The following is a 13,795-nucleotide window of genomic DNA, read 5'->3' as shown; positions in this document are numbered from 1 at the left end:
CATCATTTTCTGTTCCCTTGTCGGGTAGAGCCTGTAACGGTATGCCTTATTCACTATCATCACCTGCCTTGACTTTCCAAATCCTTTCACTCTTACTACTGATTATACTGCAAATCAACTTGTGAAGCCATTGTTTTTCTGATGGCATCAAGCCCTCAGAAAAACCTGCAATTCATCTCACCGCCTAAAGAGGCGGGAGACTTCTTGCAGAATCAGGTTAAAAGGAGATTAAAATTCAAAAAAATTTTACAATAAAAAAAGGGTATCCCATGAAAATTTTTAATTCATGAGATGCCCTTCATTCATATTCGATTATAAATCAGAGAAATCAAGGGTAGCGAAGAGGTCGTCCAGTGTTTCAGCCCGGCGGATCTGGGTGACGCTGCCATCAGCATGGAGCAGGAGTTCAGCCGAACGGAGCTTGCCGTTGTAGTTGAAGCCCATGGAATGGCCGTGTGCGCCTGTGTCGTGGATGACCAGGATGTCGCCGTCGTCGATTTCCGGCAGGCTGCGGTCGATGGCGAATTTATCGCAGTTTTCGCAGAGCGAACCGGCGACGTCATAGACGTGGTCTTTCGGTGCATTTTCCTTGCCCATGACCGTGATGTGATGGTACGAACCGTACATGCCCGGACGCATGAGGTTGGCCATGCAGGCATCGACGCCGATGTATTCCTTCCAGATGTGCTTGTGATGGATAGCCGTCGTGACCAGGTAGCCGTAAGGGCCGGTGATGGCACGGCCACATTCAAAGGAGATGCGGCATTTGCCGAGGCCAGCCGGTTCCATGATTTCTTCAAAGTGTTTCTTGATGCCCGCACTGAGTTCGTCATAGTCGATGAACGATTCTTCCGGACGGTAAGGAAGGCCGATGCCGCCGCCGAAGTCGAGGAATTCGATATTGATACCCAGCATGTTCTGTACTTCGACAGCCAGTTCAAACATCATCTTGGCCGTGTTGATCAGGCCGTTGACGTGGAGTTCGTTGGAGACGACCATGGTGTGCAGGCCGAAGTGTTTGACGCCTTTATCCTTGAGGATGCGGAAGGCGTCGATGACCTGTTCGCGGGTCATGCCGTATTTGGCTTCTTCCGGCGTACCGATGATGTCGTTGCCGCCTTTGAGGAGCGGGCCCGGATTGTAGCGGGCGCAGATCCATTCCGGCAGGGGACCGCGTTCTTCCATGAATTCGATCATGGAAATATCGTCGAGGTTGACCAGGGCGCCCAGTTCCATGGCCCGCTTGAATTCAGCATAGGGCGTGTCATTGGACGAGAAGACGATGTCATGGCCTTTGATGCCGACTTTGTCGCACAGTTCCAGTTCTGCCAGGGAACTGCAGTCTGCACCGACGCCTTCTTTCTGCAAGAGGCGCATGATGTACGGGTTCGGCGTAGCCTTGACGGCAAAATATTCTTTGAAGTCATAAGCCCAGTCAAAGGCTTTAATCAATTTACGGACATTATCGACGATGGCTTTTTCGTCGTAGATATGGAACGGTGTCGGGTGTTCGGCAATGATAGAACGGATTTGTTCTTCGTTAAAGGGGACAGTTTTTTTGTTCATCCTATTTCAGCTCCAGTTTCTTGTAATTGAATTCATTGTTTCTCTACATGGGTTATTATATAATACAAGTAGACAATTTGTGAAATAGATTATTTTAATTTATTTCATTCGATAATCAAATTAAATCAAATTATCTGAAGGAGGTCCGGCCATGGACACAACGACACTCCGGACGTTCATCGCCCTGGCACAAATCAAGAACTTCACCAAAACGGCACAACAGCTCTTCGTCGCACAATCGACGGTCACCAACCGCATCCGCGACCTGGAAATGGAACTGGGCGTGCCCTTATTCATCCGCAGCCACAAGCAAGTCGACCTGACGCCGTCGGGCCAGAAATTCCTGGACTATGCCCAGCGCTTCGTCTCGTTGGAACTGGCAGCTCTGCAGGACATCCAGTCGTCACCGACGTATGCCCAGAAAATCAGCATCGGCACGACTAACACTATTTACGAATGTCACCTCCAGCGCCGCATCCGCAGCTTCCTCAAAGAGAAGAAGGACCTGTCCCTGCACGTCACCATCGGCCATACGACGGCCATGATGCACCAGCTCCAGGACGGGACGCTGGACGCGATCTTTTCCTTCAGCGCCATGTTCCGCGATGGCTATATCTGCCGCCCCTACCGGACAGACTCGCTGGTCCTGGTCTGCCAAGCAGCCAATACGGAATATGCCAACGGCATTTCCAAGGACGACCTGCAGAAAATCGACTACCTCTTCTGCAATTTCGCCCTCCAGGGCGTGGGCCTCTACATCCAGGACCTGTTCCCACGCCATCACCGCTTCCCCCTGGAAATCGACAACAGCACCAAGCTGCCCCAGTACGTGGCCGACGGCATCGGCTATACCTTCCTGCCCAAGAGCCTCATCGAAGAGGACCTGGCCGAAAAGCGCCTGCGGGCCATTCCCCTCCTCGATTTCGAGCCGCCCAAAGTCGACAGCTACTACATCACGCGCAGCCCGTCGACGATTCCGGCCGACCTGGAAGAAGAATTACTGGCCGACTGCTCATACGGACTGCAGGGCGATGATCATGGCCGACATGACGACGATGGACAAGAGGATATAAAATGAGCTGATGCAGGCAGCCACTTCGATTTTAAGCTTCATCTTGGCCGTGTAGTAGCAGGCCATGCCAGCAACGGGTGCAAAGACCAGGACCATGATGACTTTCTTGATGGCCATGGGATAATCGAGGGCAAAATAGACGAAGGCCGCTATAACGACGGATGCCAGCAGGCGCAGGCCCACATCGGTATAGATGAGGTGCAGGTATTCCTTTTTCAAGGACAAGCCCAGGGCGACGCCGATCATGAGCATGGACAAGAAAGTATTGGCCGACGCCGGGATCTTGGCCCAGTCGATGACGACCTGGGGCAGGGAGAAACCGGCCAGGGACAAGGTAATCATGGTGATATACGATAAGACCGGAATGGACGAAAAAATCGTCTTGGCCAGGATCATGACGATGCTCTCCCCTTTCTCACCGCGCACACAGCGGGCCAGGCCATAGGCCCCGCCGAGGCACATGAGGGAGTTGCCGGCATCGAAGATGCAGACGATGAGGACGGCGGCGCTGTCGAAGAAGTAGGACACGAAAGGCAGGGCGAAATTGCCGATGTTGTAGCCGTTGATGTTGAGCATGTAAAAGGCTTTTTCGTCCTTCGTCCGGCCGGCGGCATAGCCCATGGCGACCATGACCAGGTTGAAGATGATGGCCAGGAGGCTGATGAGCAGATAGCGCGTGTCGAAATGGATGCCATTGAGGTTGACGACGATGACCGACGGCAGGGTGATGTTGAAGACGATCGTCGAAATGGTATTAAAAGTGCTGCGCCCGAAAAGGCGCAGCTGTTTTAAGGTATAGCCGCAAAAGATAAAGGATACGAGGATGGCAGCTTTGATAATCGTTTCTTCCATGGCCTATGGTTTGACAATGCGGTTGGCCGTGCGCATCATTTCGACGATACGGAACATATTGGTAATGGAGCCGACGGCGACCTTGTCGGTCAGGCCATAGTAGTTGAGGCAGGCACCGCAGGCGTAGATTTCGACGCCCTGGGCTTCGAGGTTCTTCAAATCTTCCAGCGATTCCGAACCTTCCGTGACCAAGGGGACACCGCCGTTGTAGAAGATGACCCGTTTCGGCAGGACATCCTGTTCGGTCAGGGTGTAGATGAAGGTCTTGAGCAGGTTCTTGCCCAGCTGATCGTCGCCGACGCCCATGACGGGTGCATTGATGACGACCGTGTAGTCCGAGCCCGACGTGACCGGTCCTTCGTCTTCACTGACATCGGCCCCTTCCTTGACCAGGCGGACCGTGTAATGCGTATCCGATTCCTGGCTCATCGTATAGGAGCAGTTCATTTCCTGGGATAAATTCTTGAGGTTTTCCGTAGCGATTTCGTTGTCGACAGTGATTTCGACAGCATCGTGATCCTTCAAAGCCTTGTGGGCTTCAATGACCGGGAGCGGGCAGGCTTTGCCCAAAGCATTAATCTTAAACATCGTGATTCCTCCTTGTTTTAGGGATTATTTATAGTTTGTAGTACGGAGTTTGTAGTTTGTAGAAGATGGCTTTAAATAAAAAACCATTCACTAAAAACTACAAACTGCAAACTTAATACTCAAAAAGAGGCTGTCTTAATACGACAGCCCCTTTTACTATTCTTCTGTTTCTGCCGGTTCTGCTTCTACGGCGTGGGGACCGCGTTTATGAGAGGTATGGTTCTTCCATACGACCCACAGGGACGTGTCGACGCAGATGGACGAATAAGCCCCGCTGATGAAGCCGATGAGCATGACCAGGGAGAAGTTCTTCGTCGAATCGCCGCCAAAGAAGTGCAGGGCACCGCAGGCGAAGAGTACTGTCGTCAGGGTATAGATACTGCGATGGATACTCTGGGCGATACTGTCATGGGCCAGTTTTTCATACGAGTCCGTCCGGCGGTGGGTCCGCGTGTTTTCACGGACGCGGTCGAAGATGACGACGGCTTCGTTCATGGAGTAGCCGACGACGGTCAGGATGGCCGCCAGGAAGGACGCATCGATTTCCAGATGAAAGAACGAGAAGAAGCCCAGGACCATGATCAAGTCGTGCAGGATCGACACTAAGGCCGAAATAGCGATCTTATATTCAAAGCGGAAGGAAATGTACGCAGCCAGGGCGATGAAAGCCACAGCCAGGCTGGTGACGGCATTTTTCGTGACTTCCGAGCCGATGACGGCGCCGACCGATTCGGTCCGCTTGATTTCAGCCCCGCCTAAAGCCCCGCTCAGTTTGTCCGAGACGGCCTTGCTTTCGTCACTGGACAGGTTGCGCATGCGCAGCATGACGTCAGTCGACGAATCCTGGTCGGTGACGCCTGTCAGCTGGATGACCGTGTTGCCCAGGTCCATGTCGGCATTGTCGATGACCTGGCGGACTTCAGAAACGGTGACGGCTTTATTGAACTGCATATCGAGGATCGTGCCGCCCGTGTAGTCGATGCCGAAGTTGAAGCCGTTGATGAAGATAGAGATCAAGCTGGCAATGACGAGGACAGACGATAAGGTGAACCACCATACGCGATGTTTGACAATATCAAAACTCATTTCTGTCCCCCCTTTTTCAACATATGTTCAGGCGGTTTGCGGTTCAGGCCGTAGAACCAGGGATTGGTGATGAGGCCTGTATTGATGAACCACGTGAGCAGGGACCGGCTGACAACGATGGCCGTGAACATGCTGACCACAAGGCCCAAGGCCAGGTTGACGGCAAAGCCTTTGACCGTGCCGCTGCCCATGACGATGAGGACGATGGCGGCGATCATGACCGACACGTTGGCATCGAGGATGGTATTGAAGGCCCGGCGGAAACCGGCTTCCATAGACGTCCTCAGGCTCTTGCCGACGAGGACTTCTTCCTTGAACCGTTCAAAGATAAGGATGTTGGCATCGACGGCGAAACCCATGGACAAGATGATACCGGCAATGCCCGGCAGGGTCAGTGTCGCGTCGAGGTATTTCAGGATGCCCAGCAGGATGAGGACGTAGACCAGCAGGGCGATGTTGGCTACGACGCCGGACATACGGTAAATGACGATCAAGAAGATCATGATCAGGATGATGCCGATGGCAAAGGCCTTTTCACTCTTGATCTTGGAGTCGAGGCCCAGGCTCGGGCCGATGGTGCGGACTTCCATGACTTTCAATTTGACAGGCAGGGCACCGGAACGCAGGAGGATAGCCAGGTTCTTGGCGTCTTCCAGAGTCTGGCTGCCCGTGATGACAGCTTTGCCGCCGGTAATCGGTTCGTTGACGACAGGATTGGTGAGCAAGTCGCCGTCGAGGTAGATGCCGATTTTATGGCCTACATTGGACGCTGTCAGATCGGCGAATTTCTTCGCCCCTTCGTCGGTAAATTCAATGGCGACGACATTCTTATGGCCCTGGTCAATCTGTTCCTTGGCAGTCTTCAGATCATTCCCGGTCATACGGGTCGTGCCGCTTTCATCCTTGAACTCCATGACAGCCGTTTTCCCGATTGTCTCGATGGCTTTTTCCGGATTCTTTTCACCGGGCAGCTCGACGATGATACGGCGGGCGCCTTCCTTCTGGACAAGCGGTTCGGTCAGGCCCATTTCATTGATACGGCGTTCGACGATGGTGACGGCACGGCTCAAGGAGTCTTCCGTGACCGGAGCGTCCGGCGTATCTTCGGCTTCCAAGACGATATGCGTACCGCCCTGTAAGTCCAGGCCCTGTTTGATGGAGTTGGCAAGCGGATAAATCAAGGTAACAAAGGCGGCCAGGATGATGATGACTGCCCCGAAAAATTTTATCATGTTACGAGTCCGCAACAATACTCCCCCCTCTGGGTAATCTTCAATAGTTTTTTATGGATGGATAATGAGATGCTGTTTGTCCGTGACGATATCGGTCATGATGACGTCATGGGCTTCGACGGGCACGTCGGGGATGATCTGGACATCCCAGGCCGCAGCAATCGCGGCTGCTCCGCCCTTTCCGGCCAGGAAGCGGTCATAATAGGACGCCCCATGGCCCAGTCGGTGGCCCTTGGCGTCAAAAGCCAGGCCGGGCACGAAAATGACATCGAGCTCATCGGCTTCGATGCGCGGATTGTCCGGCGGTGCCGTCCGGATGCCGTAGGCGCCGCAGACAGCCTGTTCCAGCGTATACAGGCGCCGCCCTTCGATATGCTGTTTATCGACGCAGACAGGGACGTAGACTTCCTTGCCGGCAGCCAGGGCGTCCTTGATCAGGGCATCGAGGCTGACTTCGTCGGGCATATGGAGAAAAGCCATGATACTGCTGGCCTGCCGATACTGCGGCAGGGCGGCCAGACGGGCGCAGACAGCGGCACTGGCCGCTGCCTTTTCTTCCGCCGTCAGCCCGTGGAGGCGGGCATTCATGGCTTTGCGCAGTTCTTTTTTACTGGCCATCTTTGGCTTCGGCTTCCTTCGTTTCACCAACGGCTTCGCTCTTGGCTTCAGCCGGAGCTTCTGCTTTGGTTTCAGCGGCTTTTTCGGCAGCTTTTTCAGCCTTTTCCGCTTTTTTGGCTGCTTTCTTGCCTTCGGCCTTGCCCAGGACCTGGGCTACAGCAGCGCGGGTGACTTTGATTTCGACGCGGTCAGCAATGCGGACGACGAGGTAATCGTCGTGCAGGGAAACGATATTCCCCATGACACCGCCGACGGTGACGATCTTAGCACCGGGCTTCAAGCTTTCCAGCATTTCCTGCCGTTTTTTCTGCTGTTTCTTCTGCGGACGCCATAAGAGAAAGTAGAAAATGACGACCATGAGGATAATGGGCCAAAAAGCATTGAGCTGTTCCATAATATCCATGTCTTACACCTCCGTGAAATAAAAAAATAGTCTATATGCAAGCGCTTACGCGTCTTGATAACGTTTCCAGAAATCCTGGCGGAACTGGCGGAACGTGCCGTCGAAGATGGACTGGCGCATATCCCGCATGAACTGCAGCAGGAAGTACAGGTTGTGGATGCTGACCAGGCGGTATGCCAGGAGTTCCTCGGCCTTGAAGAGATGCCGGATATAGGCGCGCGAATAATTGCGGCACGTATAACACTGACAGCCTTCTTCAATGGGATGGAAGTCGTGGGCATACTTGGCGTTGCGCACGGTCAGGCGGCCCGTATGGGTCATGGCCATGCCGTTGCGGGCAACGCGCGTCGGGAAGACGCAGTCAAACATATCGACGCCGCGGGCGACGCCTTCGAGCAGGCAGTCCGGCGTGCCGACGCCCATGAGATAGCGGGCTTTATCCTTCGGCAGGTACGGTGTCGTATGCTCTAATATATCATACATTATATCCTTAGATTCGCCAACACTCAAGCCGCCAATGCCATAGCCGTCGAAATCCATGTCGACCAGGTCCTGGCAGCTCTGCTTGCGCAGGTCCTTGTACATGCCGCCCTGGACGATGCCGAACAGGCCCTGCGTATCGCTGTGATGGTGGTCCAGGCAGCGCGCAGCCCAGCGGCTGGTCCGTTCCGTCGACATCTGGGTGTATTCATAGTCCGACGGGTAAGGGATACATTCGTCGAAGGCCATGGCGATGTCCGAATCGAGGGCCATCTGGATATCCATGGAAACTTCCGGCGACAGGAATTTCTTCGACCCGTCCAGGTGGGACCGGAAGGTGACGCCTTCTTCGGTGATCTTGCGCATCTGGCCCAGGCTGAAGACCTGGAAGCCGCCGCTGTCGGTCAGGATGGCCTGTTTCCAGTTCATGAATTTATGCAGGCCCCCCGCTTCCTGGACCAGGTCGTGGCCGGGCCGCAGGAACAAGTGGTACGTATTGCTGAGAATGACCTGGGCGCCCATATCGTAGAGTTCTTCCGGCGTCAGCGTCTTGACCGTCGCCTGCGTGCCGACAGGCATGAACATGGGCGTCTTGAAGGTGCCGTGCGGCGTGCGCAGTATCCCGGCGCGGGCGCCGTCACATTCGGCCTGCTGTTCGTAGGTAATGACCATATAGCTTTTCCTCCCTTAGTGAATGAACATGGCGTCGCCGAAACTGAAGAAACGGTATTTTTCCTGGACGGCGATTTCATAGGCTTTCAAGATTTTTTCCCGCGTCGACAAGGCGCTGATGAGCATGAGCAGCGTCGATTCGGGAAGATGGAAATTAGTGACCAGGGCATCGACGATGTGGAAGGTGAAGCCCGGATAGATGAAGATATTCGTCCAGCCCGAACCGGCCTGCAGGGTCCCTGTCGTGCCGGCGCTTTCCAGAGTGCGGATGCTCGTCGTGCCGACGGCGATGACCCGGCGGCCTTCGGCCTTGGCCTTGTTGATCTTGGCCGCCGCTTCGGGCGTGATGCTGTAGAATTCACTGTGCATCTGGTGGTCTTCGATGTTTTCTTCTTCGACCGGCCGGAACGTCCCCAGGCCGACGTGGAGAGTGACGAAGACTTCTTCTACGCCTTTATCGCGGATCTTCTGGAGCAGCTCTTCCGTAAAGTGCAGGCCTGCCGTCGGAGCCGCTGCGCTGCCGCGTTCGTTGGCATAGACCGTCTGGTATTCATTGGGGTCTTCCATCTTTTCGTGGATATACGGCGGGAGCGGCATTTCACCGATCTTGTCGATGATGTCGTCGAAATTGCCCTGGTAGGCGAACTTGATGATACGGCCGCCGAAATCGGTCCTGTCTTCGACGGTCCCCGTCAGGCCTTCGGGAAACTCGATGGTCGTCCCCGGCAGGGCCTTCTTGCCCGGTTTGACCAGGACTTCCCAGCGGTCGTCGCCGACAGGCGTCAAGAGCAGGACTTCGACCTTGCCGCCAGTCGGCACCCGTTTGCCGTGGAGCCGAGCCGGGATGACGCGGGAATCGTTGAAGACCAGGACGTCGCCTGGGTGCAGTTCGTCGACGAGGTCGTAGAAATACTTGTGTTCCACGGCGCCGGTCTGACGGTCATAGAGCATGAGGCGGGCGTGGTCCCGCGGTTCGGCCGGATGCTGGGCAATGAGTTCTTTCGGTAAATCGTAGTAAAAATCTGTCAGTTTCAAAATAATCTTCCTCTTTTTAGCTTAATATAATTTTTCAATCTTCGTCCCCGTATAGTAATGGGTCAGGATGTTGCGGTAATAATCCTTTTCACTGGCATGGCTGCGCGCCATCTGATAGGCGCCGTACTGGCTCATGCCCAGGCCGTGGCCCCAGCCGAAACCGTAAATCGTCACGGGCTGGCCGGCTTTGACCTTGAAATCGGCCTTGCGGGCGACAGCTCCGGAATCGGGATCCGGCGCCGTACCGCGGCCGCTGTAAAAATCGAAGAGCGTACTGCGCAGGCCAAAGATGGACTGGAAGGCCGAACCCTTGACGGTGACGCTGCCCTTCGTCCCCTTGACGACCATGGACTGGACCCGGCCGGAAACGCCGCGGTCGGCCGTCGTCATGGGCCGCTTGGCCAGGGGCGACAACTCGATGGCCTGGATGCGGCCGACGCCCTTGCCGGCAGCACTCAGTTTGGCCGCCATCTGTTCCGGCGTCGTCGTCACAGCCCAGCGATAACCCGGCATCTCATCGCTGGCATCGCTGACACCGCGCAGATACGGGATATGGGAGCCCCAGACATTTTCACTGTTTTCCGTCCAGCCGCCGGCAGTGGAGCAGAAAAAGGCGTCGATAGGCCGGCCCTGATAAGTGATTATCTCCCCTTTTGTCGCATTGACGGCCTTGATGATCGACGGCGATTCGCCATTGATGCCGGCATAGACCTGGCTCGACGTATCGTCGGTAAGGTCGAAGCCGCGCTGGCTGAAGCGGCTCTTATGGGCAATGGCATAGGTCCGGGCGGCGACGGCCTGGGCCTTCAGGGCCTCTTCGCTCCACGACGGCGACATTTCCTTGCCGACGACGCCGTAGAGATACTGTTCCACCGGCAGGACGTTGACGACGGTCAGGCCCCAGCGGCCGGGAGATTTCATCATTTCCAGGGCGCCGCGGTAGGCGTAGCCGTCAGTGATCTTGACGGAGCCGCCGTGGACCAGGGACCGGACCTGGACCGGTACGGTACTGATGTCGCCGTTGACGGTCAGGTTCGTCCCCGACAGGGCAATGGTGACGGGCACGTTGGCCGCCGCTTTCTTCCAGAGCATGTCGCCGCGATAGACGCCCAGCCCCTGCGGCCCGGTGACGGCCACACTGCCCCGGCCTTCGCGGATGCCGATGCGCAGGGTAGCGCTATCGTGGACGGCTTGTTTATGTGTATATCCAGCCGGCGCCTTGGCCGTCTGCCGCACCGCTTTGACGGGCTGGCGGGGATGGCTTTTGGCCTTGGCCTTGGTCGGCGACGCAAAGACACTCGTCGTCACCAGGGCACAGAGGGCCGTGCATAAGGCCAGGCGGGCTATCTTCTTTTTATACATAAAAATCCTCCTCACAGGCGAAAGAAGAGATTGAGGACAATCGTAAGGACTGCACTGATGATGAGGCAGGTCACGATGGGAAAATGGAAGGACGTGTTGCCCTTGGTAAAGGAAATATCGCCAGGCAGATGGCCCAGGAAATTCCCCAGTCCCAGGGAATCACCGGCCATCCATAAAAGGCCGGCGACGATGAAAAAGAGACCCGTAAGGATGAGTAATTTCGCCATAATCGTCCCTCCTATCCTTCTGATGGCGCAGGCAGACCCAGATGGCGGTAGGCGGCGTCGGTGACGACGCGGCCCCGGGGCGTGCGGTTCAAAAAGCCCTGCTGCATCAGGAACGGTTCGTACACGTCTTCGACGGCATCAACGGATTCGCTGATGGCGGCGGCAATGGTGTCGAGGCCGACGGGACCGCCGCCGAATTTATCGATGATGACCTGCAGGACCCGGCGGTCCGTCCGGTCGAGGCCGCACGAATCGACTTCCAGCCGGTTCAGGGCATCATTGGCCAGGGACGCCGTAATCGTCGCGGCTTCGGCGACCTGGGCAAAGTCGCGGACTCGCTTCAGGAGACGGTTGGCAATACGCGGTGTCCCCCGCGAGCGGCGGGCGATTTCCAGGGCGCCGTCGTCATCGATGGCCATGTCGAGGATATCCGCCGTCCGCTTGATGATGAGGACCAGGTCCTCCGGTTTATAGAATTCCAGGCGGCAGATGACGCCGAAGCGGTCGCGCAGAGGCGGTGCCAGGCGGCCGACCTGGGTCGTCGCCCCGACCAGGGTGAACGGCGGCAGGTCGATGCGCACCGACCGGGCACTGGGGCCCTTGCCGATGACGATATCCAGGGCATAGTCTTCCATGGCCGCATAGAGGACTTCTTCGACGCTGTGCGACAGGCGGTGGATTTCGTCGATGAACAACAGGTCCCGTTCCTGAAGATTCGTCAGGAGGGCGGCCAGGTCGCCAGGCCGTTCGATGGCCGGCCCCGACGTGATGCGCAGGTTGACGCCCAGTTCGTTGGCGATGATGCCGGCCATAGTCGTCTTGCCCAGACCCGGCGGGCCGTAGAGGAGGACGTGGTCCAGGGCTTCCTTGCGCAGTTTGGCCGCCTTGATGAAAACTTCCAGATTGTCTTTGACCTTATCCTGACCAATATATTCGCGTAAATAATGAGGACGCAGGCTATACTGCCAGGAATCGCCCGGCAGGTCTGTCGTCTCGATGATGCGATTTTCTTCCATGGCTTACCTCCCACTCCCCAAGGCCTTCAGCGTCTCTTTCAGCAGTTGTTCCACTGTCGTACAGCCGGCCAGGTGCGATTCGGCGACGGGCAGGACTTCCTGTTCGCTGTAGCCGAGACTGGTCAGGGCTGCCAGCGTTTCTGCCAGGATGCCCGACAGGCCCGGCGCGGCCGAACCGCCCAGATCCGCAGCCCCGGCGTCTTCACTGGCGACGGGACCGATCTTATCCTGCAATTCCAGGACGATGCGTTCAGCCGTCTTCTTGCCGATACCGGGCATCTTGGTCAGGCCCTTGATGTCCTTCTGATGGACAGCCAGGCGGAAACTGTCGGCCGTGCCGGCGCTGAGGATGCCCAGGGCCACTTTGGGGCCGACGCCGTTGACGCCGATGAGGAGCATGAACAAATCGTATTCATCCTGCGTGGCAAAGCCATACAAGACGATGGCGTCTTCGCGGACGCTCATATAAGTATAGAGCATGGCTTCCTGGCCGACACAGAGAGTGTCCAGCGTCGAAGCCGGTGCATAGGTCCGGTAGCCGACGCCGTGGACGTCGATGAAACAGGAATTGACGAAGATGTGGCTGATCACGCCTTTCAGATAACCGATCATAACTGCACCTCCCTTTTCAGACTCATAGAATGACTGGAATAAATCGCGTAAATGGCCATGGCCAGGCCGTCGGCCGCATCGTCGGGCTTGATTTTCTGGCGGATGCCGAGAAGGCGCATGGTCATGTCGATGACCTGTTCCTTCGTCGCCCGGCCGTAGCCGGTGACACCCTGCTTGACCTGGAGCGGTGAAAATTCCAGGATAGGGATGCCCGCCTGCTGGGCCGTCAGGAGGATGATGCCCCGCGCCTGGCCGACGGTAATGGCCGTCGTGACGTTGCGGTTAAAAAAGAGCTGCTCGACACCGATGACGTCGGGCTTATATTTCCGATAGAGTTCATTGAGGCCGTCAAAGAGCATGACCAGCCGTTCGGCATCGGTATGGTCCGGCGTCGTCTGGATGGTCCCATAAGTCACCGGTTTCAGACGGCTGCCGTCGGCGTCGATGACACCAAAACCGCAGATAGCCGTCCCCGGATCGATTCCCATTGCCCGCATCTTCACTGCCTCCCTTGTCTTCCATACATACCATAAAATAGAAATAAATAGACTAACGTTCATTATATCATGAAAGAGGCCGTTGCACAAAGATTTTCCCTTGGGCTTCGACCTCTTTTGACTCAATTTTTACACTAAGACGACCTGTTTCCCGTAAAAGGCGATACCGTATTTCAGGACTTTCGTAATGCCCCGGTCCTTGAAATCGGTTTCATAGCCCTTTTCATCAATCTGACGGCGGGTTTTCCATGGTCGTCATCAGATACGACGTCGTCCGTCCAGGGCTCAGGCGGCTCGCCGGTGGGATACGATTTTCAAATACCTGCCAGCACGAGAATCGTATTGAACCTCTCCCGCTTATAGAAGCGGGAGATTCTTGAGAAGACTGCTGTTTAAGTTCCCTCCTGAAATCAGGATAGCCTTATTCTCAAAGGGCTGTCCAAAAGCCCCTTACACAGTCCCTCGAAATCGAAGTTC

The 13,795-nt window shown here is 55.9% G+C and carries 16 protein-coding genes; 1 reads left to right on the top strand and 15 read right to left on the bottom strand.

Annotated elements, in window-relative coordinates; all coding sequences use genetic code 11:
- On the bottom strand, nt 1-60 hold a 60-nt coding region (locus WMO23_RS11510), incomplete at its 3' end, for a helix-turn-helix domain-containing protein (RefSeq protein ID WP_353963265.1).
- A 252-nt stretch (nt 61-312) separates the two neighbouring features.
- On the bottom strand, nt 313-1,566 hold the full coding sequence (locus WMO23_RS09200; RefSeq protein ID WP_302491445.1) for a diaminopimelate decarboxylase family protein: 1,254 nt from the start codon (nt 1,564-1,566) through the stop codon (nt 313-315).
- A gap of 151 nt (nt 1,567-1,717) precedes the next feature.
- On the opposite strand from WMO23_RS09200, the gene WMO23_RS09195 reads away from it, so the two are divergent.
- A complete protein-coding gene (locus tag WMO23_RS09195; protein WP_020311123.1) occupies nt 1,718-2,644 on the top strand; it encodes a LysR family transcriptional regulator in 927 nt (308 codons plus the stop codon).
- Here the strand turns inward: WMO23_RS09195 and WMO23_RS09190 are convergent.
- The 13 genes from WMO23_RS09190 to ruvC all read right to left on the bottom strand — a co-directional run bounded on the left by WMO23_RS09190 (nt 2,579) and on the right by ruvC (nt 13,318).
- Nucleotides 2,579-3,490, bottom strand: a complete 912-nt coding sequence (locus WMO23_RS09190; protein ID WP_020311122.1) for an AEC family transporter — start codon at nt 3,488-3,490, stop codon at nt 2,579-2,581. The genes WMO23_RS09195 and WMO23_RS09190 overlap by 66 nt on opposite strands.
- A 3-nt stretch (nt 3,491-3,493) precedes the next feature.
- Nucleotides 3,494-4,078, bottom strand: coding sequence for a sulfurtransferase-like selenium metabolism protein YedF (gene yedF / locus WMO23_RS09185; RefSeq protein WP_020311121.1), 585 nt, complete (start codon nt 4,076-4,078; stop codon nt 3,494-3,496).
- Nucleotides 4,079-4,234: 156 nt separating this feature from the next.
- Nucleotides 4,235-5,164: a protein translocase subunit SecF gene (gene secF, locus WMO23_RS09180; RefSeq protein ID WP_020311120.1), complete on the bottom strand. Its 930-nt coding sequence runs from the start codon at nt 5,162-5,164 to the stop codon at nt 4,235-4,237.
- A complete protein-coding gene (gene secD, locus WMO23_RS09175) occupies nt 5,161-6,396 on the bottom strand; it encodes a protein translocase subunit SecD (protein WP_292105544.1) in 1,236 nt (411 codons plus the stop codon). Before secD ends, secF begins: the two co-directional genes overlap by 4 nt.
- 51 nt (nt 6,397-6,447) lie before the next feature.
- On the bottom strand, nt 6,448-7,014 hold the full coding sequence (locus WMO23_RS09170) for a 5-formyltetrahydrofolate cyclo-ligase (protein ID WP_020311118.1): 567 nt from the start codon (nt 7,012-7,014) through the stop codon (nt 6,448-6,450).
- Nucleotides 7,004-7,417 (bottom strand): preprotein translocase subunit YajC, encoded by a 414-nt coding sequence (gene yajC, locus WMO23_RS11560; protein WP_020311117.1) that lies wholly within the window; start codon nt 7,415-7,417, stop codon nt 7,004-7,006. The genes WMO23_RS09170 and yajC overlap by 11 nt, the downstream gene beginning before the upstream one ends.
- A 45-nt stretch (nt 7,418-7,462) precedes the next feature.
- Entirely contained in the window at nt 7,463-8,569 is a 1,107-nt protein-coding gene (gene tgt, locus WMO23_RS09160) for a tRNA guanosine(34) transglycosylase Tgt (protein WP_020311116.1), read from the bottom strand.
- A 15-nt stretch (nt 8,570-8,584) separates the two neighbouring features.
- Nucleotides 8,585-9,604 carry a tRNA preQ1(34) S-adenosylmethionine ribosyltransferase-isomerase QueA gene (gene queA / locus WMO23_RS09155; RefSeq protein ID WP_020311115.1) on the bottom strand — a complete coding sequence of 340 codons (1,020 nt, stop codon included), beginning with the start codon at nt 9,602-9,604 and terminating at the stop codon, nt 8,585-8,587.
- A 21-nt stretch (nt 9,605-9,625) separates the two neighbouring features.
- The gene (locus WMO23_RS09150; RefSeq protein ID WP_301877465.1) at nt 9,626-10,966 is read right to left on the bottom strand and encodes a SpoIID/LytB domain-containing protein; all 1,341 of its coding nucleotides are present in this window, start codon (nt 10,964-10,966) and stop codon (nt 9,626-9,628) included.
- Between the two features lie 11 nt (nt 10,967-10,977).
- Entirely contained in the window at nt 10,978-11,193 is a 216-nt protein-coding gene (locus WMO23_RS09145; protein WP_020311113.1) for a DUF2905 domain-containing protein, read from the bottom strand.
- An 11-nt stretch (nt 11,194-11,204) separates the two neighbouring features.
- Nucleotides 11,205-12,209, bottom strand: coding sequence for a Holliday junction branch migration DNA helicase RuvB (gene ruvB, locus WMO23_RS09140; RefSeq protein ID WP_020311112.1), 1,005 nt, complete (start codon nt 12,207-12,209; stop codon nt 11,205-11,207).
- Nucleotides 12,210-12,212: 3 nt separating this feature from the next.
- On the bottom strand, nt 12,213-12,821 hold the full coding sequence (gene ruvA, locus WMO23_RS09135) for a Holliday junction branch migration protein RuvA (RefSeq protein ID WP_020311111.1): 609 nt from the start codon (nt 12,819-12,821) through the stop codon (nt 12,213-12,215).
- A complete protein-coding gene (gene ruvC, locus WMO23_RS09130; protein ID WP_020311110.1) occupies nt 12,818-13,318 on the bottom strand; it encodes a crossover junction endodeoxyribonuclease RuvC in 501 nt (166 codons plus the stop codon). The genes ruvA and ruvC overlap by 4 nt, the downstream gene beginning before the upstream one ends.
- Between the last annotated feature and the right edge of the window lie 477 nt (nt 13,319-13,795).

It is taken from the genome of Megasphaera intestinihominis (assembly GCF_040096415.1).
GTDB lineage: Bacteria > Bacillota > Negativicutes > Veillonellales > Megasphaeraceae > Megasphaera > Megasphaera intestinihominis.
This window is presented reverse-complemented; position numbering and strand designations above follow the sequence as displayed.